Source organism: Rouxiella sp. T17 (assembly GCF_036663475.1).
Classification (GTDB): Bacteria; Pseudomonadota; Gammaproteobacteria; order Enterobacterales; family Enterobacteriaceae; genus Rouxiella.
Window position 1 is genome coordinate 1 of record NZ_JAWUEA010000004.1, and the last position, 26,872, is coordinate 26,872.

Consider the following 26,872-nt stretch of genomic DNA (forward strand, 5'->3'; position numbering starts at 1 on the left):
AACATGGTTGTTACCCTGATCCACCCAATCGCAATGGACGACGGCCTGCGTTTCGCAATCCGTGAAGGCGGCCGTACTGTTGGCGCTGGTGTTGTTGCTAAAGTTATCGCTTAATCGCTGATAACGTTGGTGATCTAAAAGAGGGTGCTTAGGCACCCTTTTTTTATGCCTGTTTTTTACGAACAGCTCAAACTCGCCGCAATGTAAATTTCGTTAATCGTATTTGAAATAAAAACTATTCTCATTTACAGTTGCGTGAATTGTTTAAATATTGAGTTAGAGTATGTACGTCTGTTTGTGTAATGCAGTCACTGACAAAGTGATCCGAAAAGTCATCCGGCAGCATCAGCCACAAACGATGAAAGAGCTTCGCCAACTGGTGCCGATTGGCACCGACTGTGGTAAGTGTATCCGGCAAGCCAGAGAGATTCTGGTGGAGGAGCAGGAGAACACCACCTATATCATCGAAGTCGCCTGATAAATAGTAGGGTTATTTCTTTCCCTCTTTGCTGAGTGGTTCTACACTTCATAGAACTACAGCGGAGGGCATTCCTATGAAAGGCGATACCAAAATGATTTCGCACCTTAACAAGCTGCTAGGAAATGAGCTCGTTGCCATCAATCAGTACTTTCTCCACGCTAGAATGTTCAAGAACTGGGGTTTGATGCGACTTAACGGCATCGAATACCACGAATCCATCGATGAAATGAAACACGCCGATATTTATATCGAACGTATCCTGTTTCTTGAAGGCCTCCCAAATCTACAAGATCTCGGCAAGCTTAATATTGGCGAAGACGTTGAGGAAATGCTCAAGTCCGATCTGGTTCTTGAGCTCGACGGCGCGCGCGATATGCGTGAGGCCATCGCCTATGCCGACTCCATTCACGACTATGTCAGTCGTGATCTCATGATTACTATTCTGGCCGAAGAAGAACATCATATTGACTGGATTGAAACCGAGGTCGATTTGATTGCGCGCATCGGCATTCAGAACTACATCCAGACTCAAATAAAAGAAGATTCCAAAAAAGCACAGCACTAGCTCACGCAACCCTTATAAAGTCAGCGTGACGCAGAATACGCATCGTGAATCAGCCAGGCTGTAGACTTGCTGGCTGATATAAATGGCGCCGCCGCTAGCCGCCAGAAAGGGACCAAACGGGATCTCTCCTTTATTACGCAGTAAAACGAAGCGCGCAACATAGGCAATAATCCCCGTTATCGAGGCATAGACTGCAACAAAAGGCAGACATTCCCATCCCAGCCAGGCACCCAATGCCGCCATAAGTTTAAAATCGCCGTAACCTAACCCCTCTTTTTTGGTCACTCGTTTGATAAGCCAATAGAGTGTCCACAAACTCAGATAGCCTCCGACTGCACCAAAAATAGCGCTCGCCAGATATTGCGGGTTGAAAACGGCGTGCAGCAGTAAACCAATCCACAACAATGAAAGCGTGAGTCGGTCTGGTAACTGATAGCGCGTCAGGTCGGTATAGGTTAGTGCGAGCAAAAAGCCCACCAGAATTGCACAGGTAATAATTTTATAACCATGCGCAAGGCTAAGCTGATAAAGGTCGTTTAACACATTGAATCCTTTGTGATGAGGGAAGATGAGCCGTCAGGGAGACAAAGGATAGGCTTTCGCCCACTGCAAACAATCCTAAAACGCTTGGTTAACAAACGTTCATTTTGTTATGCGGGATGGCGCGCAAAAAATTCGGTGATTGGGCAGGGGAGGGCAAGAGAGTACGAAATAAACGCACTTTATTGTGAGGAACGGGTTGCTTCCTGTGTTCAGTTACGTATAATGCGCGGGCTTACCTAATCTTGGTAAGCCTAATTCGATAAGAATTAGTTGTCAGGCAAAATAATCGTCTGGCAAACAATACTCCCGATATGGGGGTTATGTGAAGAACGATTACACTCTCCCATCAATCGAAATGGGAATGAGGAGTAATCATTTTACGTTTAAAATAATTGGAGCTCTGGTCTCATGCAGAACCAAAGAATCCGTATCCGCCTGAAAGCGTTTGATCATCGTCTGATTGATCAATCAACTGCGGAAATCGTTGAGACCGCGAAGCGCACTGGTGCGCAAGTTCGTGGTCCAATCCCGCTGCCGACCCGCAAAGAGCGCTTTACCATTCTGATTTCTCCGCACGTCAATAAAGATGCGCGCGATCAGTATGAGATTCGCACTCACAAGCGTCTGGTTGACATCGTTGAGCCAACCGAGAAAACCGTTGATGCTCTGATGCGTCTGGATCTGGCTGCTGGTGTAGACGTGCAGATCAGCCTGGGTTAATCAGGGTCATTGAGCGATTGAGAGGTTGAAACAATGATTGGTTTAGTCGGTAAGAAAGTGGGTATGACTCGTATCTTCACAGAAGATGGCGTTTCTATCCCTGTAACCGTTATCGAAATTGAAGCAAACCGCGTTACTCAGATCAAAGATCTGGAAAACGACGGTTACCGTGCTGTTCAGGTTACCACTGGTAGCAAAAAAGCTAACCGTGTAACCAAACCAGAAGCGGGTCACTTCGCTAAAGCTGGCGTAGAAGCTGGCCGTGGTTTGTGGGAATTCCGTCTTGCAGAAGGCGAAGAGTTCACTGCAGGTCAAGACATTAGCGTTGAAATTTTCGCAGACGTTAAGAAAGTAGACGTTACTGGTACATCTAAAGGTAAAGGTTTCGCGGGTACTGTTAAACGCTGGAACTTCCGTACTCAAGATGCTACGCACGGTAACTCCTTGTCTCACCGCGTTCCGGGTTCTATCGGTCAGAACCAGACTCCGGGCAAAGTGTTCAAAGGCAAGAAAATGGCAGGCCAACTGGGTAACGAGCGTGTAACCGTTCAAAGCCTGGACGTAGTACGTGTTGACGCTGAGCGCAACCTGCTGCTGGTCAAGGGTGCTGTTCCGGGTGCTACCGGTGGCAACCTGATCGTTAAACCTGCTGTTAAGGCTTAACGTCGAGGAGATAGGAATGGAATTAGTAGTGAAAGACGCGCAGAGCGCGCTGACTGTTTCCGAAACTACCTTCGGGCGTGATTTCAATGAAGCGCTGGTACACCAGGTTGTTGTTGCTTACGCAGCAGGTGCCCGTCAAGGTACCCGTGCTCAGAAGACCCGTGCCGAAGTAACTGGTTCTGGAAAGAAACCATGGCGTCAGAAAGGTACTGGCCGTGCGCGTGCAGGTTCTGTTAAGAGCCCAATCTGGCGTTCGGGTGGTGTGACCTTTGCTGCAAAGCCACAGGACCACAGTCAAAAAGTAAACAAAAAGATGTACCGCGGCGCGCTGAAAAGCATTCTGTCCGAACTGGTACGTCAAGATCGTTTGATCATTGTCGAGAAGTTCTCTGTAGAAGCGCCTAAAACTAAGCTGCTGGCACAGAAACTGAAAGACATGGCTCTGGAAGACGTGCTGATTGTAACCGGCGAAGTCGACGAGAATCTGTTCCTGGCCGCACGTAACCTGTACAAGGTTGACGTTCGCGATGTAGCAGGTATCGATCCAGTAAGCCTGATCGCCTTCGACAAAGTCGTTATGACTGCTGATGCTGTGAAGCAGGTTGAGGAGATGCTGGCATGATTCGTGAAGAACGTCTGCTGAAAGTGCTGCGCGCGCCGCACGTTTCTGAAAAAGCGTCCGCTGCGATGGAAAAGAATAACACCATCGTACTCAAAGTTGCCCTCGACGCGACCAAAGCAGAAATCAAAGCTGCGGTTAAGAAGCTGTTTGAAGTCGAAGTCGAAGTCGTTAACACTTTGCTGGTTAAAGGCAAGTCTAAACGTCAGGGTCAGCGTGTTGGTCGTCGTAGCGACTGGAAAAAAGCTTACGTCACCCTGAAAGAAGGCCAGAATCTGGACTTCATCAGCGGCGCAGAGTAAGTCGGAGGAGTAAGCACAATGGCAATTGTTAAATGTAAACCTACATCTCCGGGTCGTCGCCACGTTGTTAAAGTGGTTAACCCTGAGCTGCACAAGGGTAAACCTTTTGCTCCGCTGCTTGAGAAATTAAGCAAAAGCGGTGGCCGTAACAACAATGGCCGTATCACCACCCGTCATATCGGTGGTGGCCACAAGCAACATTATCGTCTGGTTGACTTCAAACGCAACAAAGACGGTGTAGCTGCAGTGGTTGAGCGTCTGGAGTACGATCCGAACCGTTCCGCGAACATCGCGCTGGTTCTGTACAAAGACGGCGAACGCCGTTACATCCTGGCGCCGAAAGGCCTGAAAGTGGGTGACCAGATCCAATCTGGCGTTGATGCTGCAATCAAAGTGGGTAACACCCTTCCGATGCGCAACATCCCAGTTGGTTCAACGGTTCACAACGTAGAAATGAAACCAGGTAAAGGCGGCCAGCTGGCTCGTTCTGCTGGTGCCTACGTTCAGATCGTTGCCCGCGATGGTTCCTACGTAACTCTGCGTCTGCGCTCTGGCGAAATGCGTAAAGTTCAGATCGATTGCCGCGCCACCATGGGTGAAGTCGGTAACTCTGAACATATGCTTCGCGTTCTGGGTAAAGCAGGTGCTGCACGTTGGCGTGGTATTCGCCCTACCGTTCGCGGTACTGCGATGAACCCAGTCGATCACCCACACGGTGGTGGTGAGGGTAAAAACTTTGGTAAACACCCAGTAACACCATGGGGCGTTCAGACCAAAGGTAAGAAAACCCGTAGCAACAAGCGTACTGACAAGTTCATTGTACGCCGCCGTAGCAAAAAATAATTAGAGGATAAGCCATGCCACGTTCTCTCAAGAAAGGTCCTTTTATTGACCTGCACTTGCTGAAGAAGGTAGAGAAAGCGGTGGAAAGCGGAGACAAGAAGCCTTTGCGCACTTGGTCCCGTCGTTCAACGATCTTTCCTAACATGATCGGTTTGACCATCGCTGTCCATAATGGTCGTCAGCACGTACCAGTGTTTGTTTCCGATGAAATGGTCGGTCACAAGCTGGGTGAATTCGCGCCGACTCGTACTTATCGCGGCCATGCGGCTGATAAAAAAGCTAAAAAGCGCTAAGGTAGGAGGAAGAGATGGAAACTATAGCTAAACATCGCCACGCTCGTTCTTCTGCTCAGAAGGTCCGCCTTGTTGCAGACCTGATCCGCGGTAAGAAAGTGTCGCAAGCTCTGGAAACTTTGGCCTACACCAACAAGAAAGCTGCTGGTCTGGTTAAGAAGGTGCTGGAGTCTGCCATTGCTAACGCAGAACACAACGATGGCGCTGACATCGATGATCTGAAAGTCTCGAAGATTTTCGTAGACGAAGGCCCAAGCATGAAGCGTATTATGCCGCGTGCTAAAGGTCGTGCAGATCGCATTCTGAAGCGCACCAGCCACATTACTGTGGTTGTGTCCGATCGCTGAGACTCTGGAGACTAGCAATGGGTCAGAAAGTACATCCTAATGGTATTCGCCTAGGTATTGTCAAACCTTGGAATTCCACTTGGTATGCAAATACCAAAGAATTCGCTGACAACCTGGACAGCGACTTTAAAGTTCGTCAATTCTTGACTAAAGAATTGTCGAAAGCTTCCGTTTCTCGCATCGTTATCGAGCGTCCAGCGAAGAGCATCCGTGTGACTATTCACACCGCTCGTCCTGGCATCGTTATCGGCAAGAAAGGTGAAGATGTCGAAAAACTGCGTAAGGTAGTAGCTGGTATTGCCGGCGTTCCTGCGCAGATTAACATCGCCGAGATCCGTAAACCGGAGCTGGACGCTAAATTGGTTGCTGACAGCATCACTTCACAGCTGGAACGTCGCGTTATGTTCCGTCGTGCTATGAAGCGTGCTGTACAGAACGCAATGCGTCTGGGCGCTAAAGGTATCAAAGTTGAAGTAAGCGGCCGCCTTGGCGGTGCTGAAATCGCGCGTACCGAATGGTACCGTGAAGGTCGTGTTCCACTGCATACTCTGCGTGCGGATATCGATTACAACACATCTGAAGCGCACACCACTTATGGTGTAATCGGCGTTAAGGTATGGATCTTCAAAGGTGAGATCCTGGGTGGTATGGCTGCAGTTGAACAACCGGAACCGGCTGCTCAACCTAAAAAGCAGCAGCGTAAAGGCCGCAAGTAAGGAGAGTCGCTGATGTTACAACCAAAGCGTACAAAATTCCGTAAGGTGCACAAAGGCCGCAACCGTGGTCTTGCGCAAGGTACGGATGTGAGCTTCGGCACTTACGGTCTGAAAGCTGTTGGCCGTGGTCGCCTGACTGCTCGTCAAATTGAAGCAGCACGTCGTGCGATGACCCGTGCAGTTAAGCGTCAAGGTAAGATCTGGATCCGAGTATTCCCGGACAAACCGATCACCGAGAAGCCACTTGAAGTTCGTATGGGTAAAGGTAAGGGTAACGTGGAGTATTGGGTTGCCCTGATCCAACCTGGTAAAGTCCTGTACGAGATGGACGGTGTGCCTGAAGAGCTGGCGCGTGAAGCATTCCAGCTTGCAGCAGCGAAACTGCCTATTAAAACCACCTTTGTAACTAAGACGGTGATGTAATGAAAGCAAAAGAGCTGCGTGAAAAAAGCGTGGAAGAGCTGAACACCGAGCTTCTGAACCTGTTGCGTGAGCAGTTTAACCTGCGCATGCAAACGGCCAGCGGCCAGCTGCAGCAAACACACACGTTGAAGCAAGTGCGTCGTGACGTTGCACGTGTTAAGACTTTACTGACTGAGAAGGCGGGCGCGTAATGAGTGACAAGATCCGTACTCTGCAAGGTCGTGTGATCAGTGACAAGATGGAAAAATCTATCGTTGTTGCGATTGAGCGTTTCGTGAAGCACCCAATCTACGGTAAATTCATCAAGCGTACGACTAAGCTCCACGTACATGACGAGAACAATGAATGCGGTATCGGCGACGTCGTTGAAATTAGCGAATGCCGTCCGCTGTCTAAGACTAAATCTTGGACACTGGTTCGCGTTGTAGAGAAAGCGATTCTGTAATAGAATCTGCCTCTCGAAAATAAATGTACGGCTCAAAACCTGGGCCGTATATTTTTTCTACCCATAATGAGAAACCGGTGTTATAATGCCGCGCCCTCATTTGTGGGGATTTCTATATGGCCTATTGTTTAGGTCTTATAAGTTGTAGTTGACATTAGCGGAGCACTAACATGATCCAAGAACAGACTATGCTGACCGTGGCCGACAACTCCGGTGCACGTCGCGTAATGTGTATCAAGGTTCTGGGTGGCTCGCACCGTCGCTACGCAGGCGTTGGCGATATCATCAAAATTACCATCAAGGAAGCAATTCCACGTGGTAAGGTGAAAAAAGGCGACGTGCTGAAGGCGGTAGTGGTGCGCACCAAGAAGGGTGTTCGTCGCCCGGACGGTTCTGTCATTCGCTTCGATGGTAATGCATGCGTTATTTTAAATAATAACAGCGAGCAGCCAATCGGCACGCGTATTTTTGGGCCGGTAACTCGTGAACTGCGTAATGAGAAGTTCATGAAAATTATCTCTCTGGCACCAGAAGTACTCTAAGGAGCGAACCATGGCAGCGAAAATCCGTCGTGATGACGAAGTTATCCTGCTTACCGGCAAAGATAAAGGTAAGCGTGGTAAAGTAAAAAATGTCCTGTCTTCTGGCAAGGTCATTGTTGAAGGTATCAACCTGGTTAAGAAACATCAGAAGCCTGTACCGGCCCTGAACCAACCAGGTGGCATCGTTGAAAAAGAAGCTGCAATTCAGGTTTCTAACGTTGCGATCTTCAACACGGCAACCGGTAAGGCTGACCGTGTAGGCTTTAGATTCGAAGACGGCAAAAAAGTCCGTTTCTTCAAGTCTAACAGCGAAACTATCAAGTAATTTGGAGTAGTACGATGGCGAAACTGCATGATTACTACAAAGACGATGTCGTAAATAAACTCATGACCGAGTTTAATTACAATTCTGTCATGCAAGTCCCTCGGGTCGAGAAGATCACCCTGAACATGGGTGTTGGTGAAGCGATCGCTGATAAGAAACTGCTGGATAACGCAGCAGCTGACTTGGCAGCAATCTCCGGCCAAAAGCCGTTCATCACCAAAGCACGCAAATCAGTTGCAGGCTTCAAAATCCGTCAGGGCTATCCGATCGGCTGTAAAGTAACCCTGCGTGGCGAACGCATGTGGGAATTCTTTGAGCGTCTGATCTCTATTGCTGTACCGCGTATCCGTGACTTCCGTGGCTTGTCCGCCAAGTCATTCGATGGCCGTGGTAACTACAGCATGGGCGTGCGTGAACAGATCATCTTCCCGGAAATCGACTATGACAAAGTCGATCGCGTTCGTGGTTTGGATATTACCATCACCACTACTGCGAAATCCGATGATGAAGGCCGCGCTCTGCTGGCTGCCTTTAACTTCCCGTTCCGCAAGTAAGGTAGGGTTACTAATGGCTAAGCAATCCATGAAAGCACGCGAAGTCAAGCGCGTGAAACTGGCTGACAAATTCTTCGCTAAACGCGTTGAGTTAAAAGCAACTATCTCTAACGTGAACGCTTCCGACGAAGATCGTTGGGATGCCGTTCTTAAGCTGCAGACTCTGCCGCGTGATTCCAGCCCGTCTCGTCAGCGTAACCGCTGCCGTCAAACTGGTCGTCCGCACGCTTTCTTGCGGAAGTTCGGGTTGAGCCGTATTAAGGTCCGTGAAGCCGCCATGCGCGGTGAAATTCCGGGTCTTAAAAAGGCTAGCTGGTAATTGTCACCAATTGAATCACGGGAGTAATGACAGATGAGCATGCAAGATCCGATCGCGGATATGCTGACCCGTATCCGTAACGGTCAGGCCGCGAACAAAGTTGCGGTCACCATGCCTTCCTCTAAGCTGAAATTGGCTATCGCCAACGTGCTTAAAGAAGAAGGCTACATTGAAGAATTTAAAATCGAAGGCGACGCCAAACCTGAACTGGAATTAGTACTGAAGTACTTCCAGGGCAAGGCTGTGGTAGAGAGCATTCAACGAATCAGCCGTCCTGGCCTGCGCATCTACAAGAAAAAAGATGAGCTGCCAAAGGTTATGGCCGGTTTGGGTATCGCTGTTATTTCTACCTCTAAAGGTGTTATGACTGATCGTGCAGCTCGCCAGGCTGGTCTTGGTGGCGAGATTATCTGCTACGTAGCTTAATCGGGAGGAAAGCATGTCTCGTGTTGCAAAAGCACCCGTCGTCATTCCTGCCGGCGTAGAGGTAAAACTCAACGGTCAGGTTATTTCGATTAAGGGTAAAAACGGCGAGCTGTCTCGTACTATCCATGACGCCGTTGAAGTTAAACAGGAAGATAACGCTCTGACCTTCGGTCCGCGCGAAGGCTTCGCAAACGCATGGGCCCAAGCGGGTACCACGCGCGCACTGTTGAACTCAATGGTTATAGGTGTTACCGACGGCTTCACTAAAAAGCTTCAATTGGTTGGTGTTGGTTATCGTGCTGCCATTAAAGGCAACGCGGTGAGTTTAGCTCTTGGCTTCTCTCACCCAGTCGAACACCAGCTGCCGGCAGGCATTACTGCAGAATGTCCAACTCAAACTGAAATCGTACTGAAAGGTGCTGATAAGCAGGTGATTGGTCAAGTTGCTGCAGATTTACGTGCCTACCGTCGTCCTGAGCCTTATAAAGGCAAAGGTGTCCGTTACGCCGACGAAGTCGTGCGTACCAAAGAGGCTAAGAAGAAGTAAGGTAACACTATGGATAAGAAATCTGCTCGTATCCGTCGTGCGACCCGCGCACGCCGCAAGCTCAAAGAACTGGGTGCGACACGACTGGTGGTACATCGTACCCCGCGTCATATTTACGCACAGGTGATTGCACCAAACGGTTCCGAAGTATTAGTTGCTGCTTCTACAGTAGAAAAAACTATTACTGAGCAATTGAAGTATACCGGTAACAAAGATGCCGCAACTGCTGTAGGTAAGGCAATTGCTGAACGCGCATTGGAAAAAGGGATTTCGAAAGTATCCTTTGACCGTTCCGGTTTCCAATATCATGGTCGAGTCCAGGCACTGGCAGATGCTGCCCGTGAAGCTGGCCTTCAGTTCTAAGGTAGAGGTGTAAGATGTCACACATCGAAAAACAAGCTGGCGAACTGCAGGAAAAGCTGATCGCGGTAAACCGCGTATCCAAAACCGTAAAAGGTGGCCGTATTTTCAGCTTTACCGCACTGACAGTAGTTGGTGATGGTAACGGTCGCGTTGGTTTTGGCTACGGCAAAGCACGCGAAGTTCCGGCAGCGATCCAGAAAGCGATGGAGAAAGCCCGTCGCAACATGTTGAACGTCGCGCTGAACAGCGGCACCCTGCAGCACCCTGTTAAAGGTGCTCACACGGGTTCTCGCGTGTTCATGCAGCCGGCTTCAGAAGGTACCGGTATTATCGCCGGTGGTGCAATGCGCGCCGTCCTGGAAGTCGCAGGGGTACACAACGTATTAGCCAAGGCTTATGGTTCTACTAACCCGATTAACGTGGTTCGTGCAACTATCGCAGCTCTGGAAGATATGAAGTCCCCAGAAATGGTCGCTGCCAAGCGTGGTAAGTCCGTCGAAGAAATTCTAGGGAAATAACCATGGCAAAGACTATTAAAGTAACTCAAACAAAAAGCAGCATCGGTCGTTTGCCGAAACATAAGCAAACTTTGACTGGTTTAGGTCTGCGTCGTATTGGTCACACTGTAGAACGTGAAGATACACCTTCAGTTCGCGGCATGATCAATCTGGTTTCCTACATGGTTAAGGTTGAGGAGTAAGAGATGCGTTTAAATACTCTGTCTCCGGCTGACGGTGCCAAGCAGGCGCCAAGGCGTGTAGGTCGTGGTATTGGTTCTGGCCTGGGTAAAACCGGCGGCCGTGGTCACAAAGGTCAGAACTCACGTTCTGGCGGTGGCGTACGTCGCGGGTTCGAAGGTGGTCAGATGCCTTTATATCGTCGTTTGCCGAAATTCGGCTTCACCTCTCGCAAAGCGATGATCACGGCAGAAGTTCGTCTGTCTGAACTTGCTCTTGTTGAAGGCGACGTTATCGACCTGAACACGCTGAAAGCCGCTAACGTAGTTGGTATCCAGATCGAATTCGTGAAAGTAATCCTTTCAGGCGAAGTCGCTCGTCCGGTTACCATACGTGGTCTGCGTGTCACCAAAGGCGCTCGTGTTGCTATCGAAGCTGCTGGCGGTAAAATAGAGGAATAAGTAGCAGATGGCTAAGCAACCGGGATTAGATTTTCAAAGTGCTAAAGGTGGACTTGGCGAGCTGAAGCGCAGACTTTTGTTTGTTATCGGTGCGCTGATTGTTTTCCGTATCGGCTCTTTTATTCCGATCCCTGGTATTGATGCCACTGTACTTGCTAAATTGCTCGAACAGCAAAGAGGCACCATCATTGAAATGTTTAACATGTTCTCTGGTGGTGCTCTTAGCCGTGCTTCGATCTTTGCTCTGGGAATCATGCCGTATATTTCGGCATCGATTATTATCCAGCTGTTAACGGTGGTTCATCCAGCGCTGGCAGAAATAAAGAAAGAAGGGGAGGCTGGCCGTCGCAAGATTAGCCAGTACACCCGCTACGGTACGCTAGTGTTGGCCGTATTCCAGTCAATCGGTATTGCTACCGGTTTACCGAATATGCCTGGTATGCAGGGCCTGGTGTTAAATCCAGGCTTTGCGTTCTACTTTACTGCAGTCGTGAGCTTGGTTACCGGAACGATGTTCCTGATGTGGCTGGGTGAGCAGATTACTGAACGTGGTATCGGTAACGGTATTTCGATTATAATCTTTGCTGGTATTGTAGCGGGTCTCCCGCCGGCAGTTGCCCACACAATCGAACAGGCTAGACAAGGCGACCTGCACTTCCTCCTGTTGCTGTTGGTTGCAGTATTAGTGTTTGCAGTGACGTTCTTTGTTGTGTTTATGGAACGTGGTCAACGTCGTATCGTCGTTAACTACGCCAAGCGTCAGCAAGGTCGTCGTGTTTATGCAGCACAGAGCACACACTTACCGTTGAAAGTGAATATGGCCGGCGTAATTCCTGCTATCTTTGCTTCCAGCATCATTCTGTTCCCGGCCACGATTGCATCTTGGTTCGGTGGCGGAACTGGTTGGAACTGGCTGACAACAATTTCGCTGTATTTGCAGCCTGGGCAACCGCTTTATGTGTTACTCTATGCTACTGCAATCATCTTCTTCTGTTTCTTTTATACTGCGTTGGTGTTTAACCCGCGTGAGACAGCAGATAACCTGAAGAAGTCCGGTGCATTTGTACCAGGAATTCGTCCGGGAGAGCAAACGGCGAAGTATATTGATAAAGTAATGACCCGCCTGACTTTGGTTGGTGCGCTGTATATTACTTTCATCTGCCTTATCCCGGAGTTCATGCGTGACGCAATGAAAGTTCCTTTCTACTTTGGCGGTACATCACTGCTCATCGTAGTTGTGGTCATCATGGACTTTATGGCTCAAGTGCAAACTCTGATGATGTCAAGTCAGTATGAGTCTGCGCTGAAGAAAGCAAACCTGAAAGGCTCTAACCGCTAATCTGGTGAGTTTGCGAAGTAACGGAGAGTAAAAATGAAAGTTCGTGCTTCCGTCAAGAAATTATGTCGTAACTGCAAAATAGTTAAGCGTAACGGTGTCGTTCGCGTAATCTGCAGCGCCGAGCCGAAGCATAAACAGCGTCAAGGCTGATTATCTCGCATATTTTTCTTGCAAAGTTGGGTTGAGCTGGCTAGATTAGCCAGCCAATCTTTTGTATGTAAGCTGCAACATTATTTGAGTATCCTGAAAACGGGCTTTTCAGAATGGTGTTGCCGTATATAAATAGTAGGAGTGCATAGTGGCCCGTATAGCAGGCATTAACATTCCTGATCAGAAACATACCGTGATCGCATTAACTTCGATCTACGGCATCGGTAAAACCCGCTCACAGGCTATCTGTGCTGCGTCTGGTATTGCCGAAAATGTGAAGATCAGAGAGCTGTCTGAAGAGCAAATCGAATTGCTGCGTGACGAAGTCGCCAAGTTCATTGTTGAAGGTGATCTGCGTCGTGAAGTCACCCTGAGCATCAAGCGTCTTATGGACCTTGGAACTTATCGTGGTTTGCGTCATCGTCGTGGTCTTCCAGTACGCGGTCAGCGTACCAAGACTAACGCACGTACCCGTAAGGGTCCGCGCAAACCGATCAAGAAATAATCGGGGTGATAGAATAAATGGCAAAGGCACCTGTTCGTACACGCAAGCGTGTAAGAAAACAAGTCTCTGACGGCGTGGCTCATATCCATGCGTCTTTCAACAACACCATTGTGACTATTACCGATCGTCAGGGTAATGCTTTGGGTTGGGCAACAGCTGGTGGTTCCGGTTTCCGTGGTTCTCGTAAATCCACTCCGTTCGCAGCTCAGGTTGCAGCAGAGCGCTGTGCAGATGCAGTGAAAGAGTACGGTATCAAGAATCTGGAAGTTATGGTTAAAGGACCTGGTCCTGGTCGTGAGTCTACTATCCGCGCGTTAAACGCGGCTGGTTTCCGCATCACTAATATTACTGATGTGACTCCTATCCCTCATAACGGTTGTCGTCCGCCGAAAAAGCGTCGCGTATAACGCTGCTTTTAGGATTGTTGGAGAGAGAAAATGGCAAGATATTTGGGTCCTAAGCTCAAGCTTAGCCGTCGTGAGGGCACAGATTTATTCCTTAAATCTGGTGTTCGCGCGATCGATACCAAGTGTAAGATTGATCAAGCTCCTGGTCAGCACGGTGCGCGTAAACCGCGTCTGTCTGACTATGGCGTGCAGTTACGTGAAAAGCAAAAAGTTCGCCGTACCTACGGTGTTCTGGAGCGTCAGTTCCGTAACTACTACCAAGAAGCAGCCCGCCTGAAGGGCAACACCGGTGAAAACCTGTTGCAACTTCTGGAAGGTCGTCTGGATAACGTTGTTTACCGTATGGGCTTCGGCGCTACGCGTGCAGAGTCACGTCAGCTGGTTAGCCACAAAGCTGTTATGGTAAATGGTCGCGTTGTCAACATCGCTTCTTATCAGGTATCTCCGAATGACGTTGTCAGCATCCGTGAGAAAGCTAAAAAGCAATCTCGCGTGAAGGCCGCTTTGGAGTTGGCTGAACAGCGTGAAAAGCCGACTTGGCTTGAAGTTGATGCTGCTAAGATGGAAGGTCAGTTCAAGCGTAAGCCTGAGCGTACCGATCTGTCAGCTGACATTAACGAACACCTGATCGTCGAGCTTTACTCTAAGTAAAGCTTAGTACCAAAGAGAGGACACAATGCAGGGTTCTGTGACAGAGTTTCTAAAACCGCGCCTGGTAGATATCGAGCAAGTCAGTTCGACGCACGCCAAGGTGACCCTTGAGCCTTTAGAACGTGGCTTTGGCCATACTTTAGGCAACGCACTGCGCCGTATTCTGCTTTCATCCATGCCGGGTTGCGCGGTGACCGAGGTTGAGATTGATGGTGTACTGCATGAGTACAGCACCAAAGAAGGCGTACAGGAAGATATCCTGGAAATCCTGCTCAACCTGAAAGGGCTGGCGGTGAGAGTTCAAGGGAAAGATGAAGTTATTCTTACCCTGAATAAGTCTGGCATTGGCCCTGTGACTGCAGCCGACATTACCCATGATGGTGATGTCGAAATCGTCAAGCCGCAACACGTTATCTGCCACCTGACCGATGAAAACGCTGCTATCAGCATGCGTATCAAAGTTCAGCGCGGTCGTGGTTATGTGCCGGCGTCTGCCCGAATTCATTCGGAAGAAGATGAGCGCCCAATTGGTCGTCTGTTAGTAGATGCATGCTACAGCCCTGTAGAGCGTATTGCCTACAATGTTGAAGCAGCGCGTGTAGAACAGCGTACTGATTTGGACAAGCTGGTTATCGAAATGGAAACCAACGGCACGATTGATCCTGAAGAGGCAATCCGTCGTGCGGCAACCATTCTTGCTGAACAACTTGAAGCTTTTGTTGATTTACGTGATGTACGTCAACCAGAAGTCAAAGAAGAGAAGCCGGAGTTCGATCCAATCCTGCTGCGCCCTGTTGACGATCTGGAATTGACTGTCCGCTCTGCTAACTGCCTCAAAGCAGAAGCAATCCACTACATCGGTGATCTGGTACAGCGTACCGAAGTTGAGCTTCTTAAGACGCCTAACTTAGGTAAAAAATCTCTTACCGAGATTAAAGACGTACTTGCTTCCCGTGGTTTGTCTCTGGGCATGCGCCTGGAAAACTGGCCACCTGCAAGTATTGCTGACGAGTAACCGGATCACAGGTTAAGGTTTTACTGAGAAGGATAAGGTCATGCGCCATCGTAAGAGTGGTCGTCAACTGAACCGTAACAGCAGCCACCGTACGGCTATGTTCCGTAACATGGCCGGCTCTTTGGTTCGTCATGAAATAATCAAGACGACCCTGCCGAAAGCGAAAGAGCTGCGTCGCGTTGTTGAGCCGCTGATTACTCTTGCCAAGACCGACAACGTTGCAAATCGTCGTCTGGCATTCGCCCGTACTCGTGATAACGAGATCGTGGCAAAACTGTTTAATGAACTGGGCCCGCGTTTCGCGAGCCGTGCCGGTGGTTACACTCGTATTCTGAAGTGTGGTTTCCGTGCAGGCGACAATGCGCCGATGGCATACATCGAGCTCGTTGATCGTGCAGCGTCAGAAGCAGAAGTAGCAACTGCTGAATAATCTGTAGATGCATGAAAAGACCGGGCGTTTTTGCCCGGTTTTTTTACGCCTAAATTTCGCCTTCCAATTTCCCCACTTTTATCCCACGCTTTTTGGTCCTTGCTCGTTTCTCTCACTCTTTTCCCTGCATTTCTCCTCTCGCTTTTACCCGATCGCTAATCTTGGCTTTAAGCCACTACGCTTTTCATTCTTACAGCGCTATGCTGTTTATCCGCGCGAATAATTAAAGGAGACAATGATGTTCCTCAGCGACGAATGGGCCGAAAGAAAAATTCTCGAAGCACAGCGCAAAGGCGAGTTTGATAATCTGCCTGGAGCAGGTTCTCCCTTAATTCTTGATGATGACAGCGGCGTGCCCCAAGAACTGCGTGTGGCTTATCGAATCCTTAAAAACGCAGGTTATGTGCCTGCCGAACTCCAGGATCGAAAAGAGGCGATCGACTTGCAGTTGCTGCTGAATCAGGTTGCCGAGGGTTCTGTAGATTACGCGCGGGCTGAAAAACGTCTCAAGGTTTTACGGCTGCGTCTTCAACAAGCTGGCATGAATACCGATTTTCTCGACGATGTCGCTTACAGTGGCAAATTACAAAATCAGTTTGAAGGAGATAAAGATGTATAAGATTGGTGAACTGGCTAAGTTGGCGGACGTCATCCCCGACACGATTCGTTATTATGAAAAACAGGGCATGATGTCACTGGGAGAGCGAAGCGAGGCGGGTTATCGACTTTATACCGACAACGATCTCCAACGGCTGCGTTTTATCCGCTATGCCAAGACAATCGGCTTTACTCTTGAGACGATCAGCGAGCTGTTGTCGATCCGTATCGATCCGGCCCAGCATACTTGTCAGGAGTCGAAATCGATCGTCGACAGTCGGCTGGCAGAAGTAGAACATAAACTAGGTGAATTAATTCGTATGCGCGACTCTTTGCAGCGTCTTAGCGCAGCCTGCTGCGGCGGCGCACATTCCAGCCGGAGTTGTTCCATTATTGAGGCATTAGAAAATGGAGCCAGTGGAGAAACCGCAATCTCGCGGTGATGTTGCAAAAGATCCAAAAAGGACTACATTTATCTCGCAGCAGTAAAAGCTGTTTCAACCATCATTAATCAAGAGGTCAACATGAGCCAGTATCAACACAAGAAAGGCATTATTCAGGACAACGCCATTCAGGCATTGCTGCACGATCCGTTATTTCGTCAACGTGTAGAAAAGAATCTTAAAGGAAAAGGCAGCTACAGCCGCAAAGACAAGAAAGGCAAAGGAGTAAGTTGGGAGGGCAGTGTTAACGGTTTTATCTTTTTTGCATAAGCCATTCTGCAAGAAAATCGTTAACACTGCTCTTCCTGCTGTTTTGAACCAACTTTTAGCAATAAAAAAGCCCTCAGAAGAGGGCATTTTTATGTCTCAAACTTCTAGATGTTTCGAACTTCTAGGTGTCTCAAAGTTCTTGAAGTCTCAAACTTCTACAGTCGTGTGGTTGGCTGCTCTTTAATTAACGTCGGCGTTTGCTGCTCTTTAAGCAAATCGCGAATTTCGCCCAACAGTTTTTCTTCAGCAGTCACTTTCGGCGCAGCCGCCGGTTGCTCTTCCTGCTTTCTGCGTAATTTATTCATCAGAGTAATAGCACTGAAGATGGCCAGAGCCACAATGATGAAATCAAAAATGTTCTGAATGAATATGCCGTAATGCATGATCACGGCTGGAGCCGTTGCCGTTGCCTCGCGCAATACCCATTGGAAGGATTTGAAATCGACCCCGCCGATTAACAGTCCTAGAGGTGGCATAATGATGTCGGCGACCAAAGATGAAACGATTTTACCAAATGCTGCACCGATGATGACACCCACCGCCAAATCGACGACGTTGCCGCGCATGGCAAATTCACGAAACTCTTTCATAAAACTCATAAAGTCACTCCTTGGTGTATCTTCAAATTATGTCATTAAAAGTAAAGACCATTTTCGGCGATAGCGCTACCGCAGTTGGCATAATTTGATTATTTAGCTGATAAATTGGTCGTATTCGGCTCTTTTATAAGAAGAATGGGCTCGGCTGGAACAGCCTTTCCACGTCGCGAACATATTTCTTGTCTGTGATAAACATCACAACGTGGTCGCCTTGCTGAATGCGCGTACTGCCATTGGCGATGATCACCTCATTGCCTCGCACAACTGCGCCAATGGTCGTACCCGGTGGAAGTTTAATTTGTTCAACCGTTCGACCCACGACTTTCGAGGTACTTTCTTCGCCGTGCGCAATCGCTTCGATAGCTTCGGCAACGCCACGGCGTAAAGAAGAGACGCTGACAATATCAGCCTTACGCACGTGACCCAGCAATGCAGAAATTGTTGCCTGCTGTGGAGAAATGGCGATATCAATTACGCTGCCCTGCACCAAGTCGACATAAGCCCGGCGCTGAATAAGCACCATCGCTTTTTTGGCGCCCATACGTTTTGCCAGCATCGCCGACATGATATTGGCTTCGTCATCATTTGTTATGGCGATAAATACATCGACCTGATCGACATGTTCCTCGGCCAGCAGCTCCTGGTCGGAAGCATCGCCGTAAAACACGATAGTATCCTGCAACATTTCGGCGAGTTCGGCCGCGCGCTGCTGATCGCGTTCAATCAGTTTTACGCTGTAATGTTTTTCGAGACGTAGCGCCAGACCCGCGCCCACGTTGCCGCCGCCCACGATCATGATGCGTTTATAAGGCTTTTCGAGGCGTTGAAGCTCGCTCATCACGGCACGAATATGCTGCGAGGCCGCAACGAAAAAGACTTCGTCGCCAGCTTCAATAATGGTCGAACCTTGCGGACGAATCGGACGATCCTGACGAAAAATTGCCGCGACGCGCGTTTCGATGTGAGGCATATGTTCGCGCATGGCCGAGAGCGCGCTGCCGACCAGCGGCCCGCCGTAATACGCTTTTACGGCGGCAATGCTGACTTTGCCCTCGGCAAAATTCACCACCTGCAACGCGCCCGGATATTCAATCAGCTTGTAGATGTAGTCGATAACCAGCTGCTCAGGCGAAATCAGATGGTCGATAGGCACGGCTTCCGGTTGGAAAAGCTTCTCTGACTCGCGGATATACTCGGGAGAGCGGATCCGCGCAATACGATTTGGCGTATTAAACAGGGAGTAGGCTATTTGGCAGGCCACCATATTCGTTTCATCGGAATTGGTGACCGCAACCAGCATATCGGCATCTTCTGCGCCCGCTTCCCGCAAAACGCGCGGATGAGAAGCTTGACCATGCACCACGCGCAGGTCGAATTTGTCCTGCAACTGGCGCAGACGCGAGGTGTTGGTATCGACGATAGTAATATCGTTATTTTCGCCGACCAGATTTTCTGCCAACGTACCGCCAACCTGGCCAGCACCGAGAATGATTATTTTCATAGCGTTCTCTGTATTGCCTTAAATGTCGTCAGAGAGCATCTCCCTTCGGAAACGTTAACTCTTAATCCGCTTAGCGTTAACTCTTGATCCGCTAGCGTTAGCTCTTAATCAGTTTAGCGTTAGCTCTTGATCAGTTTAGCGTAATAGAAGCCATCGCCGCTTTGCGCATCAGGAAGATTCTGTCGGCCCGGCTGATTGATATCACCGGTTTCAACCAGCGTCGCGTCGGGATGCAGCTTCAGGAAGGCGGCAATCTGCTGGCTGTTTTCTTCTGGCAAAATCGAGCAGGTGGCATAAACCAGCACGCCCTGCGGTTTCAGCGTGGGCCAGATAGCTTCAAGAATTTCGCCCTGCAAGCTCGCCAACTCGGCGATATCACTGTCGCGGCGTAGCCACTTGATATCGGGATGCCGGCGAATAACGCCGGTAGCGGAGCAAGGCGCATCGAGCAAAATCTTGTCGAATACTTTGCCTGTCGCCCACACGTGCGGCTCGCGCCCGTCGCCCTGTTTCACTTCGGCATGCAGGCCAAGGCGTTTGAGATTTTCATGCACGCGCAGAAGACGCTGCTCGTCGACGTCGACGGCCAGCACGTGAGCTTTCGGCGCGGCTTCGAGAATGTGCGTAGTTTTGCCGCCAGGCGCGCAGCAGAGATCAAGGATCGTCTCGCCGTCTTGTGGATCAAGCAGATCAACACTTCCCTGCGCGGAGGCATCCTGTACCGTCACCCAGCCTTGCTCAAAACCGGGCAGTAACGTAACGCCGCACGGGGTTTCGAGTCGCACTGCATCGGCATATTCCGGATGCGGATGGGCCTCGATTCCGGCTTCGGCAAGCAGTACCAGATAGGCATCGCGGCTGTGATGCTGGCGATTTACGCGCAGCCACATTGGCGGACGCTGGTTGTTGGCGTCAACAATCTGCTGCCAATGCTCGGGATAGGCATTTTTAATACGTTTTAACAGCCAGCTCGGATGCAGATAACGGCTGTCGTTGTTTTGCATCCGTTGCAGCAAATCGACCTGCTGACGCTGGAACTGACGCAGTACGCCGTTGATCAGGCCTTTCAGCTGCGGACGCTTCAGCGCCACGGCACCTTCAACGGTTTCAGCGAGAATGGCGTGAGGAGGAATTCGGGTGTGCAGCATCTGGTAAAGGCCAATCATCAACAGGTAATGCAGCGTGCGCTGCTTGCCGGTCAACGGTTTTTCCATCAACTGTTGCAGACACCATTCCAGCTGGGGCAGCACGCGCATGGTGCCAAAACAGAGCTCTTGCAGCAGGGCGCGATCTTTATCGGCAATACTTTTCTGCAAACCCGGAAGTACGGTCGACAGCGACTGGCCCTGATCCAGAACCTGTCCAATGGCTTTTGCAGCAATGCTGCGAAGATTATAGGTATTTTTCATAGTAAAAGAGCCGACCTCAGCCAGCTTGCCCACCAAAGTGAACATAAATAAAGGGGAGAGCAGGACTTGGCATCAATCAAACGGTGGCTGTAATAATGCCAAGGTCTTTATTGATGCCAAGTGGCGCTATTAGCCTAAAACGGTGCCCGGCATGAACCATTCACTGCGTGAATTCAGCAGATCTTGAGCAGACATCGGTTTTTTACCCGCAGGCTGGAGCTGAGTGATATTAAGAACGCTCCGCGCCGTGGCAATCTGAATGCCTTTTTTGTCTGCCGCGATAATCGTACCCGGCTGCAAACCTGTTTTCTCGCTGTCGATAACATTGGCCTGCCACACTTTGACCGGCTGTTCGTCAATAACGAAATAGCTAACCGGCCAAGGATTAAACGCGCGGACACAGCGTTCAAGCTGCTCGGCATCCAACGTCCAATCCAGACGCGCCTCTTCCTTACTCAGCTTTTCAGCGTAGGTGACCTGCGTTTCATCCTGAACTTCAGGCTGCGCCGTGCCCTGTTCCAGCTGGCTTAAGGTGTGCAGCATGCCTTCGGGGCCAAGCTCGGCAAGCGTCGCATATAATGTCGCGCTGGTGTCGGTTGCAGAAATAGGGCAGGCGATTTTGTGCAGCATGTCGCCGGTATCGAGGCCGACATCCATCTGCATAATCGTCACGCCAGTTTCTGCATCGCCCGCCCACAGCGAACGCTGAATAGGCGCCGCGCCGCGCCAGCGAGGCAACAATGAACCGTGAACGTTGATGCAGCCAAGCTTTGGCATCGCCAATACGGCTTTAGGCAGAATAAGTCCGTAAGCCACCACGACCATGACGTCGGCCTGCAAATCGGCAACCAGCTGCTGATTTTCTTCCGGGCGTAACGATTTTGGCTGAAATACCGGGATTTCGTGCTGCAAAGCCAGCGTTTTAACCGGGCTCGGCGTCAGCTTGTTTCCCCGTCCTGCCGGGCGGTCGGGTTGAGTGAAAACACCCACTATCTGATGTTCAGACGTCAAAAGCGCGTCAAGATGACGCGCTGCAAAATCAGGTGTACCGGCAAAAATAATCCGCAAAGCCCGTGTCCTGTCTTTTTATAGCCTCAAGAGGCTGATTGAAATAGCCCGAGAAGGCTCAATAAACTCGCCTGTGAAGCGGGCAACGAGAGCGAATTAACCGCGCGCGTTAAGCTTGGCCAGTTTTTCCATCTTCTGACGGATACGCTGACGCTTCAGTGGCGACAAGTAATCGACAAACAGCTTGCCGACCAGGTGGTCCATCTCGTGTTGAATGCAGATAGCCAGCAGTTCATCAGCTTCAAGCTCAAAGCTTTTACCGTTGCGATCGAGCGCGCGAATCTTCACGTTGGCAGCACGCGGCACCAGACCACGCTGCTCAGGAATCGACAGGCAACCTTCTTCGATACCCGTTTCGCCGCTTTGCTCCAGCAATTCAGGGTTAATCAGCACCAGTTGCTGACTTTTATCGTCGGTGACATCGATAACGATAATGCGCTGGTGGATGTTTACCTGAGTCGCGGCCAGCCCGATACCTTCTTCGGCATACATCGTTTCGAACATATCATCCACGATTTGCTGAATATCGGCGTTAACTTCTTTGACTGGTTTAGCAACAATGCGAAGCCTGTCGTCTGGGAAATGCAATATTTGTAATACGGACATAAATCTCTGGATCTTTATCTAAAGGATTGACGAAATATAATCTCTATTCTAGACATTTCCGGCCCTGATTGACAGCATCGTCTATCAATTGAGCGCGGCGCCAGTAAGGCGTTTAAACAGGGATTAACGACCATGACTCGGCAGGAAGTGTGGCTCAGGTTAGCGGAGGTGAAAGGGATTGGCGCGGGACGTTGCTGCCAGCTGGTGGAATATCTCGCTGAATGCAGTGGAATTCGGCCCGCCAAACTGCGTGCGCTCGGATTGGCCGAGAGCCAAATCACCGCTTTTTTCCATCCGCGTGGCGTAGATATAAAAGGGGCGCTTTTGTGGGCGGAACAGGAGGGGCAGCATATTATCGCGCTCGACAGTCCTGCTTATCCTTCCCTATTAAAACAGGTGGCCACGCCGCCCCGACTGATTTACGTTCAGGGGCCGCCAGCATTATTGAATTCGCCGCAGCTGGCGATGGTCGGCAGCCGCGACTGTAGCCGCTACGGCGAACATTGGGCGCAATATTTCGCCGCCGGATTGGTCAACAGCGGCTTTACCATTACCAGCGGATTGGCGCTCGGCATTGACGGCATTTGTCATCGCGCCACGCTGGAGGCTGGTGGGAAAACCGTCGCCGTGCTGGGAAGCGGCCTGCAAGCCGTTCATCCTCGGGCGCATCTTCCGTTGATGTCGCGCATTCTCGAGCAAGACGGCGTAATCGTGTCGGAATTTCCTCTCTCTACGCCGCCGCTGCCACACAATTTTCCCCGGCGAAATCGGATTATCAGCGGGCTGAGCGTCGGCGTATTAATTATTGAAGCCTCGTTACGCAGCGGATCGTTAATTACGGCGCGCTGTGCGTTGGAGCAGGGAAGAGAGGTTTTTGCCCTGCCCGGATCGGTGCATAATCCGAATAGCGAAGGAGCGCACTGGCTTATCAAACAGGGCGCGTATCTGGTTACCGATCCCATGGATATTGCCGAGCACATTGGCAGTGGGCTAACGTGGCTTTCGGCCGAAAATCCCTCTTTATTCTCCACTGGACGAGCCAGTGACGCCTCGCCACCTACAAAAGTGGCCGCTGAATTGAATATTTGTGCGCAAGATACCGAACTTGAATTGCCATTTGTCGATGTGTTGGCTAACGTAGGATATGAGGTGACACCTGTTGACGTCGTCGCCGAACGTGCCGGCCAATCTGTGCCAGTGGTAGTAGGAAAACTGCTCGAACTGGAGTTAGCAGGATGGATCGCAGCTGTATCCGGCGGCTATGTCCGAATTAGGAGGGCAGGCCATGTTCGACGTACTAATGTACTTGTTTGAAACTTATATTCACAACGAAGCGGAGATGAGTGTCGATCAGGATAGTTTAACGGATGATTTAACCGAAGCCGGATTTCATCGTACCGATATCCACAACGCGTTAAATTGGTTAGAAAAACTTGCCGACCTGCAGGAGGGCGGAACACCTTCTTATTTACTTGATGCCGATCCTTTTGCTCTGAGAGTTTACACCGACGAAGAAACAGGTCGACTAGACGTCAGCTGCCGAGGTTTCCTGCTGTTCCTTGAACAAATAAAAGTGTTGAATGTCGATACCAGAGAGATGGTTATCGATCGTGTAATGGCTCTGGATACCGATGAGTTCGATCTCGAAGATCTCAAGTGGGTCGTACTGATGGTTCTCTTCAATATTCCAGGATATGAAAGTGCTTATCAGCAAATGGAAGAGCTGTTATTTGATGTTAATGAAGGTTATCTGCATTAATGCCTGTGCCTCGCTGCGGCGCGCATGACAGATAACGGGTAAATCACAGAGTATGACTAAAGCAACGCTTTTTGCTGGAAAGCAAAATGAAATCTGTCCGGAATGTGGGGCCGATTTGGTGATCCGCAGTGGTCGCCACGGCCCTTTTCTCGGCTGCTCCAGCTATCCCGAATGCCAATATATCCGTCCGTTAAAAGCTCAGGCCGATGGCCACGTCGTAAAAGTTCTCGATGGGCAGCATTGCCCTAAATGCCAGTCAACGCTGGTGCTGCGTCAGGGGCGATTCGGCATGTTTATTGGCTGCTCGGATTATCCAGCGTGCGATCACACGGAAGTCATCGATAAACCCGAAGAGACAACGTTGTCGTGTCCGCAGTGTGGACAGGGCCATTTAGTGCAAAGAAAATCGCGATTTGGCAAAAATTTCCATGCCTGTTCGCGCTATCCCGACTGCCAGTTTGTTATCAATAACAAGCCGGTGGCGGGCACGTGCGAGCACTGCCAGTATCCATTATTAATGGAAAAGAAAACGGCACAGGGGATAAAAATCTTTTGTGCCAGTAAGTTATGCGGTAAAGCCGTCGCAAAAGCAGAATAAATGTCATGACCATAAAACCAGAATCAACTTCATCAGCCGCCGTTTTATCTTCAAAAAACCTGCCCGCTATCGTGCAGGCGCTTGAAAATCAGCAGGTCATTGCCTATCCGACCGAAGCGGTTTTCGGCCTTGGCTGTGATCCCGACAGTGAAGAGGCCGTTGAGGCGCTGTTGGCATTAAAGCAGAGGCCGCGCGAAAAAGGCCTGATCCTGATAGCCGACAGCTACGAGCAGCTTTTACCTTATATAGATGACACGCAGTTAAGCGCTGAGCGCCGCGAGCAGATTTTTGCCAGCTGGCCCGGCCCTGTCACCTGGGTGATGCCGGCTAAAACCACCACGCCGCAGTGGCTGACGGGCCGTTTTAGCTCGCTGGCGGTGCGCGTGAGCGATCATCCTCTGGTAAAAGCGCTATGTCGCGAATACGGCAAACCGCTGGTTTCAACCAGCGCCAATCTGACGACGCTTCCTCCTTGCCGCAATGCGGATGAAGTTAAAAAACAGTTCGGAGAGGATTTTCCGGTGCTGGAAGGGGAAGTGGGCGGCCGTCAAAATCCATCAGAAATTAAAGACGCCGCTACCGGCGAACTTATTCGCCAAGGTTAAGGAAAGGCTGTTATGTCATCTTTCGCTGTTTTCGGAAATCCCATCGGCCATAGCAAATCGCCGCGAATTCACGCGCTTTTTGCCCAGCAGACGGGTATTGCTCATCTTTATGGCACGGTATTGGCGCCCCACGATGAGTTTGAAAAGACGCTGCATCATTTTTTTGCCGGCGGCGCGAAAGGGGCTAATATCACGGTACCTTTTAAAGAGCGGGCTTTTGCCGAATCAGACGAACTATCAGATCGCGCGGCGTTGAGTGGCGCAGTCAATACGCTGAAGAAGCTGGAAGATGGCCGGATATTGGGCGATAACACCGACGGTATTGGCATGATAAGCGACCTCGAACGCCTGAACATGATTAAAACCGGCGACCGCGTTCTGCTGGTGGGCGCGGGCGGCGCGGCGCGAGGGGTGATTCTTCCGCTGCTGGATCACGGTTGCAGCGTCGTCGTTACTAATCGCACCTTTGAGCGCGCCGAACATTTGCAGTGTATTTTTGATGCCAAAGGTCCGATTACCGCGATAGCAATGGATAACCTGCAAGGGGAGTGTTTCGATCTGATCGTTAACGCCACGGCTTCGGGGATCAGCGGCGACGTGCCCGCGCTGCCCGTTTCCATCATTACGCCCACTACGCGCGTCTATGACATGTTCTATCAGGCAGGTGAAACGCCATTTATTCACTGGGCCAAAGAACAGGGCGCCGAGCATACGGCAGACGGCCTTGGAATGCTGGTGGGGCAGGCCGCGCACGCTTTCTATTTATGGCACGGCGTCATGCCGGAGATTAAACCGGTGCTGGAACAGTTAAAGCAGGATATGGCGGAGTAAATCGACGCTGGGGATCGCTGAGCCGATCCCCTAGCTGTAATCCTCTCTCTATCTCTTCCTATACTTTATCTCTTCCTATATATAGAGAGAGATAAAGAAGAGAGAGGCGGCTATTTACTGCTGCTCCGCCAAATAGACATCTTTCCATTTCACATAGTTGTTTGACGAATAGGTCAAACCGGCTATCTCGGCGGCAGTCAGCTCGCGAACCTGTTTGACCGGGCTGCCTAAGTAAAGGTAACCGCTCTCCAATCTTTTATTGGGCGGCACAAGGCTACCCGCGCCAATCATGACATCATCTTCTATTACTGCGCCGTCGAGCACTATCGACCCCATGCCAACCAATACTCTGTTTCCTACAGTACAGCCGTGCAGCATGGCTTTGTGTCCAACCGTTACGTCTTCGCCAATAACAAGCGGGAATCCGGCAGGGTTTTGAACCGACTGATGGGTGACGTGAAGAACACAGCCATCCTGAATATTGCTCCGACAGCCGATAGTCACCTGATTAACGTCGCCGCGAATAGCAACAAGGGGCCAAATACTCACGTCATCGGCCAGATCGACATCGCCAATCACTACGCTGGTGGGATCGACCATGACCCTTTCGCCCAGTTTTGGACGGATTCCCTGATAAGATCGTAAAAACTCGGCCATACCTTTACTCCTTTTATATGCCTGATGCCTAAGCAATATAGTCTTCGGATCATTGAATACAAAGTTTAGCCCTTTTAGATCGCTGATTAAACGGGCAGATCGGACAAGATATCCTCGAAGGGAGCGAAAAACAGGCAGTCAGAATTAAATGATCAAAAAACACTTGTGCAAAAAATTGGGATCCCTATAATGCCGCTCCAACGACAGGGAACAACGCAGCAGCAACGCGGTGTGAACGAGTCGGGAAGAATTAAAAAT

At 50.1% G+C, this 26,872-nt stretch carries 45 protein-coding genes and 1 pseudogene; 39 read left to right on the forward strand and 7 right to left on the reverse strand.

Features of this window, described 5'->3' with window-relative positions; translation table 11 throughout:
- The 3 genes and pseudogenes from SC206_RS00570 to bfr all read left to right on the forward strand — a co-directional run.
- Positions 1-114: pseudogene (locus SC206_RS00570) on the forward strand (EF-Tu/IF-2/RF-3 family GTPase); the annotation flags it as partial.
- A 169-nt stretch (positions 115-283) separates the two neighbouring features.
- Positions 284-478, forward strand: coding sequence for a bacterioferritin-associated ferredoxin (gene bfd / locus SC206_RS00575; protein ID WP_332733124.1), 195 nt, complete (start codon positions 284-286; stop codon positions 476-478).
- Positions 479-554: 76 nt separating this feature from the next.
- A complete protein-coding gene (gene bfr / locus SC206_RS00580; protein ID WP_332733126.1) occupies positions 555-1,046 on the forward strand; it encodes a bacterioferritin in 492 nt (163 codons plus the stop codon).
- A 12-nt stretch (positions 1,047-1,058) separates the two neighbouring features.
- Here bfr and SC206_RS00585 read toward each other — a convergent pair whose 3' ends face one another.
- The gene (locus SC206_RS00585; RefSeq protein ID WP_332733128.1) at positions 1,059-1,589 is read right to left on the reverse strand and encodes a prepilin peptidase; all 531 of its coding nucleotides are present in this window, start codon (positions 1,587-1,589) and stop codon (positions 1,059-1,061) included.
- A gap of 408 nt (positions 1,590-1,997) precedes the next feature.
- On the opposite strand from SC206_RS00585, the gene rpsJ reads away from it, so the two are divergent.
- From rpsJ to SC206_RS00740, 31 genes are all read left to right on the forward strand, one after another.
- Positions 1,998-2,309: a 30S ribosomal protein S10 gene (gene rpsJ, locus SC206_RS00590; RefSeq protein WP_009639175.1), complete on the forward strand. Its 312-nt coding sequence runs from the start codon at positions 1,998-2,000 to the stop codon at positions 2,307-2,309.
- Between the two features lie 33 nt (positions 2,310-2,342).
- Positions 2,343-2,972, forward strand: a complete 630-nt coding sequence (gene rplC / locus SC206_RS00595; RefSeq protein WP_017493963.1) for a 50S ribosomal protein L3 — start codon at positions 2,343-2,345, stop codon at positions 2,970-2,972.
- Positions 2,973-2,988: 16 nt separating this feature from the next.
- Positions 2,989-3,594 carry a 50S ribosomal protein L4 gene (gene rplD, locus SC206_RS00600; protein WP_045049846.1) on the forward strand — a complete coding sequence of 202 codons (606 nt, stop codon included), beginning with the start codon at positions 2,989-2,991 and terminating at the stop codon, positions 3,592-3,594.
- Entirely contained in the window at positions 3,591-3,893 is a 303-nt protein-coding gene (gene rplW / locus SC206_RS00605; protein ID WP_332733135.1) for a 50S ribosomal protein L23, read from the forward strand. The genes rplD and rplW overlap by 4 nt, the downstream gene beginning before the upstream one ends.
- 18 nt (positions 3,894-3,911) lie before the next feature.
- Positions 3,912-4,736, forward strand: a complete 825-nt coding sequence (gene rplB, locus SC206_RS00610) for a 50S ribosomal protein L2 (protein ID WP_009639180.1) — start codon at positions 3,912-3,914, stop codon at positions 4,734-4,736.
- 14 nt (positions 4,737-4,750) lie between these two features.
- Complete coding sequence (gene rpsS / locus SC206_RS00615) at positions 4,751-5,029, forward strand: 30S ribosomal protein S19 (protein ID WP_004929772.1); 279 nt, start codon at positions 4,751-4,753, stop codon at positions 5,027-5,029.
- A 14-nt stretch (positions 5,030-5,043) separates the two neighbouring features.
- Complete coding sequence (gene rplV / locus SC206_RS00620; RefSeq protein WP_009639181.1) at positions 5,044-5,376, forward strand: 50S ribosomal protein L22; 333 nt, start codon at positions 5,044-5,046, stop codon at positions 5,374-5,376.
- A 17-nt stretch (positions 5,377-5,393) separates the two neighbouring features.
- Positions 5,394-6,092: a 30S ribosomal protein S3 gene (gene rpsC, locus SC206_RS00625; protein ID WP_045049850.1), complete on the forward strand. Its 699-nt coding sequence runs from the start codon at positions 5,394-5,396 to the stop codon at positions 6,090-6,092.
- A 12-nt stretch (positions 6,093-6,104) separates the two neighbouring features.
- Positions 6,105-6,515 carry a 50S ribosomal protein L16 gene (gene rplP, locus SC206_RS00630; protein WP_009639183.1) on the forward strand — a complete coding sequence of 137 codons (411 nt, stop codon included), beginning with the start codon at positions 6,105-6,107 and terminating at the stop codon, positions 6,513-6,515.
- Positions 6,515-6,706: a 50S ribosomal protein L29 gene (rpmC, locus tag SC206_RS00635; protein WP_017493967.1), complete on the forward strand. Its 192-nt coding sequence runs from the start codon at positions 6,515-6,517 to the stop codon at positions 6,704-6,706. Before rplP ends, rpmC begins: the two co-directional genes overlap by 1 nt.
- Positions 6,706-6,960: a 30S ribosomal protein S17 gene (rpsQ, locus tag SC206_RS00640; protein WP_009639185.1), complete on the forward strand. Its 255-nt coding sequence runs from the start codon at positions 6,706-6,708 to the stop codon at positions 6,958-6,960. Before rpmC ends, rpsQ begins: the two co-directional genes overlap by 1 nt.
- A 170-nt stretch (positions 6,961-7,130) precedes the next feature.
- Positions 7,131-7,502 (forward strand): 50S ribosomal protein L14, encoded by a 372-nt coding sequence (rplN, locus tag SC206_RS00645; protein ID WP_008457164.1) that lies wholly within the window; start codon positions 7,131-7,133, stop codon positions 7,500-7,502.
- A gap of 10 nt (positions 7,503-7,512) precedes the next feature.
- Positions 7,513-7,827, forward strand: a complete 315-nt coding sequence (gene rplX, locus SC206_RS00650; protein WP_332733145.1) for a 50S ribosomal protein L24 — start codon at positions 7,513-7,515, stop codon at positions 7,825-7,827.
- A 14-nt stretch (positions 7,828-7,841) separates the two neighbouring features.
- Positions 7,842-8,381 (forward strand): 50S ribosomal protein L5, encoded by a 540-nt coding sequence (gene rplE / locus SC206_RS00655; protein ID WP_045049852.1) that lies wholly within the window; start codon positions 7,842-7,844, stop codon positions 8,379-8,381.
- A 13-nt stretch (positions 8,382-8,394) separates the two neighbouring features.
- Positions 8,395-8,700, forward strand: a complete 306-nt coding sequence (gene rpsN / locus SC206_RS00660) for a 30S ribosomal protein S14 (RefSeq protein ID WP_045049853.1) — start codon at positions 8,395-8,397, stop codon at positions 8,698-8,700.
- A gap of 33 nt (positions 8,701-8,733) precedes the next feature.
- Entirely contained in the window at positions 8,734-9,126 is a 393-nt protein-coding gene (gene rpsH / locus SC206_RS00665; protein ID WP_009639189.1) for a 30S ribosomal protein S8, read from the forward strand.
- A 13-nt stretch (positions 9,127-9,139) separates the two neighbouring features.
- Positions 9,140-9,673 (forward strand): 50S ribosomal protein L6, encoded by a 534-nt coding sequence (rplF, locus tag SC206_RS00670; protein WP_332733148.1) that lies wholly within the window; start codon positions 9,140-9,142, stop codon positions 9,671-9,673.
- A 9-nt stretch (positions 9,674-9,682) separates the two neighbouring features.
- Complete coding sequence (gene rplR, locus SC206_RS00675; protein WP_009639191.1) at positions 9,683-10,036, forward strand: 50S ribosomal protein L18; 354 nt, start codon at positions 9,683-9,685, stop codon at positions 10,034-10,036.
- A gap of 14 nt (positions 10,037-10,050) precedes the next feature.
- Positions 10,051-10,554 (forward strand): 30S ribosomal protein S5, encoded by a 504-nt coding sequence (rpsE, locus tag SC206_RS00680; protein WP_009639192.1) that lies wholly within the window; start codon positions 10,051-10,053, stop codon positions 10,552-10,554.
- A gap of 2 nt (positions 10,555-10,556) precedes the next feature.
- Positions 10,557-10,736 carry a 50S ribosomal protein L30 gene (gene rpmD, locus SC206_RS00685; RefSeq protein WP_009639193.1) on the forward strand — a complete coding sequence of 60 codons (180 nt, stop codon included), beginning with the start codon at positions 10,557-10,559 and terminating at the stop codon, positions 10,734-10,736.
- Positions 10,737-10,739: 3 nt separating this feature from the next.
- Positions 10,740-11,174, forward strand: a complete 435-nt coding sequence (rplO, locus tag SC206_RS00690) for a 50S ribosomal protein L15 (protein ID WP_332733155.1) — start codon at positions 10,740-10,742, stop codon at positions 11,172-11,174.
- Between the two features lie 7 nt (positions 11,175-11,181).
- Positions 11,182-12,513 carry a preprotein translocase subunit SecY gene (secY, locus tag SC206_RS00695; protein WP_045049856.1) on the forward strand — a complete coding sequence of 444 codons (1,332 nt, stop codon included), beginning with the start codon at positions 11,182-11,184 and terminating at the stop codon, positions 12,511-12,513.
- A 33-nt stretch (positions 12,514-12,546) separates the two neighbouring features.
- Complete coding sequence (rpmJ, locus tag SC206_RS00700) at positions 12,547-12,663, forward strand: 50S ribosomal protein L36 (protein ID WP_002227352.1); 117 nt, start codon at positions 12,547-12,549, stop codon at positions 12,661-12,663.
- A 148-nt stretch (positions 12,664-12,811) separates the two neighbouring features.
- The gene (rpsM, locus tag SC206_RS00705; protein ID WP_009639196.1) at positions 12,812-13,168 is read left to right on the forward strand and encodes a 30S ribosomal protein S13; all 357 of its coding nucleotides are present in this window, start codon (positions 12,812-12,814) and stop codon (positions 13,166-13,168) included.
- A gap of 17 nt (positions 13,169-13,185) precedes the next feature.
- The gene (gene rpsK / locus SC206_RS00710) at positions 13,186-13,575 is read left to right on the forward strand and encodes a 30S ribosomal protein S11 (protein WP_004929731.1); all 390 of its coding nucleotides are present in this window, start codon (positions 13,186-13,188) and stop codon (positions 13,573-13,575) included.
- Positions 13,576-13,605: 30 nt separating this feature from the next.
- A complete protein-coding gene (gene rpsD, locus SC206_RS00715) occupies positions 13,606-14,226 on the forward strand; it encodes a 30S ribosomal protein S4 (RefSeq protein ID WP_332733160.1) in 621 nt (206 codons plus the stop codon).
- 25 nt (positions 14,227-14,251) lie between these two features.
- Positions 14,252-15,241, forward strand: a complete 990-nt coding sequence (locus SC206_RS00720) for a DNA-directed RNA polymerase subunit alpha (protein ID WP_002919219.1) — start codon at positions 14,252-14,254, stop codon at positions 15,239-15,241.
- Positions 15,242-15,281: 40 nt separating this feature from the next.
- Positions 15,282-15,671, forward strand: coding sequence for a 50S ribosomal protein L17 (rplQ, locus tag SC206_RS00725; protein WP_045049857.1), 390 nt, complete (start codon positions 15,282-15,284; stop codon positions 15,669-15,671).
- A 238-nt stretch (positions 15,672-15,909) separates the two neighbouring features.
- Positions 15,910-16,290, forward strand: a complete 381-nt coding sequence (locus tag SC206_RS00730) for a DUF1992 domain-containing protein (RefSeq protein ID WP_332733197.1) — start codon at positions 15,910-15,912, stop codon at positions 16,288-16,290.
- Positions 16,283-16,711 (forward strand): Zn(2+)-responsive transcriptional regulator, encoded by a 429-nt coding sequence (gene zntR, locus SC206_RS00735; protein WP_332733169.1) that lies wholly within the window; start codon positions 16,283-16,285, stop codon positions 16,709-16,711. Before SC206_RS00730 ends, zntR begins: the two co-directional genes overlap by 8 nt.
- 81 nt (positions 16,712-16,792) lie before the next feature.
- A complete protein-coding gene (locus SC206_RS00740; protein ID WP_332733170.1) occupies positions 16,793-16,981 on the forward strand; it encodes an alternative ribosome-rescue factor A in 189 nt (62 codons plus the stop codon).
- A 155-nt stretch (positions 16,982-17,136) separates the two neighbouring features.
- Here SC206_RS00740 and mscL read toward each other — a convergent pair whose 3' ends face one another.
- The 5 genes from mscL to def all read right to left on the reverse strand — a co-directional run bounded on the left by mscL (position 17,137) and on the right by def (position 22,164).
- Positions 17,137-17,580 (reverse strand): large-conductance mechanosensitive channel protein MscL, encoded by a 444-nt coding sequence (mscL, locus tag SC206_RS00745; protein WP_332733172.1) that lies wholly within the window; start codon positions 17,578-17,580, stop codon positions 17,137-17,139.
- Positions 17,581-17,704: 124 nt separating this feature from the next.
- Positions 17,705-19,081 carry a Trk system potassium transporter TrkA gene (trkA, locus tag SC206_RS00750; protein ID WP_332733175.1) on the reverse strand — a complete coding sequence of 459 codons (1,377 nt, stop codon included), beginning with the start codon at positions 19,079-19,081 and terminating at the stop codon, positions 17,705-17,707.
- 119 nt (positions 19,082-19,200) lie between these two features.
- A complete protein-coding gene (gene rsmB, locus SC206_RS00755) occupies positions 19,201-20,490 on the reverse strand; it encodes a 16S rRNA (cytosine(967)-C(5))-methyltransferase RsmB (RefSeq protein WP_332733177.1) in 1,290 nt (429 codons plus the stop codon).
- 129 nt (positions 20,491-20,619) lie between these two features.
- A complete protein-coding gene (fmt, locus tag SC206_RS00760) occupies positions 20,620-21,558 on the reverse strand; it encodes a methionyl-tRNA formyltransferase (protein WP_332733179.1) in 939 nt (312 codons plus the stop codon).
- A 96-nt stretch (positions 21,559-21,654) separates the two neighbouring features.
- Positions 21,655-22,164: a peptide deformylase gene (gene def, locus SC206_RS00765; RefSeq protein ID WP_332733182.1), complete on the reverse strand. Its 510-nt coding sequence runs from the start codon at positions 22,162-22,164 to the stop codon at positions 21,655-21,657.
- Between the two features lie 132 nt (positions 22,165-22,296).
- Between def and dprA the strand changes: the two genes are divergently transcribed.
- From dprA to aroE, 5 genes are read left to right on the forward strand one after another with little or no spacing between them, the layout of a single operon-like run.
- The gene (dprA, locus tag SC206_RS00770) at positions 22,297-23,478 is read left to right on the forward strand and encodes a DNA-protecting protein DprA (RefSeq protein WP_332733184.1); all 1,182 of its coding nucleotides are present in this window, start codon (positions 22,297-22,299) and stop codon (positions 23,476-23,478) included.
- Positions 23,450-23,923, forward strand: a complete 474-nt coding sequence (locus SC206_RS00775; RefSeq protein WP_332733186.1) for a DUF494 family protein — start codon at positions 23,450-23,452, stop codon at positions 23,921-23,923. The genes dprA and SC206_RS00775 overlap by 29 nt, the downstream gene beginning before the upstream one ends.
- Positions 23,924-23,975: 52 nt before the next feature.
- On the forward strand, positions 23,976-24,521 hold the full coding sequence (locus SC206_RS00780) for a DNA topoisomerase family protein (RefSeq protein WP_332733188.1): 546 nt from the start codon (positions 23,976-23,978) through the stop codon (positions 24,519-24,521).
- A 5-nt stretch (positions 24,522-24,526) separates the two neighbouring features.
- The gene (tsaC, locus tag SC206_RS00785) at positions 24,527-25,126 is read left to right on the forward strand and encodes an L-threonylcarbamoyladenylate synthase type 1 TsaC (protein WP_332733190.1); all 600 of its coding nucleotides are present in this window, start codon (positions 24,527-24,529) and stop codon (positions 25,124-25,126) included.
- 12 nt (positions 25,127-25,138) lie between these two features.
- Positions 25,139-25,957, forward strand: a complete 819-nt coding sequence (aroE, locus tag SC206_RS00790; protein WP_332733192.1) for a shikimate dehydrogenase — start codon at positions 25,139-25,141, stop codon at positions 25,955-25,957.
- A 114-nt stretch (positions 25,958-26,071) separates the two neighbouring features.
- Here the strand turns inward: aroE and SC206_RS00795 are convergent, their stop codons facing one another.
- Positions 26,072-26,614, reverse strand: coding sequence for a gamma carbonic anhydrase family protein (locus SC206_RS00795; RefSeq protein ID WP_332733195.1), 543 nt, complete (start codon positions 26,612-26,614; stop codon positions 26,072-26,074).
- Positions 26,615-26,872 lie beyond the last annotated feature (258 nt).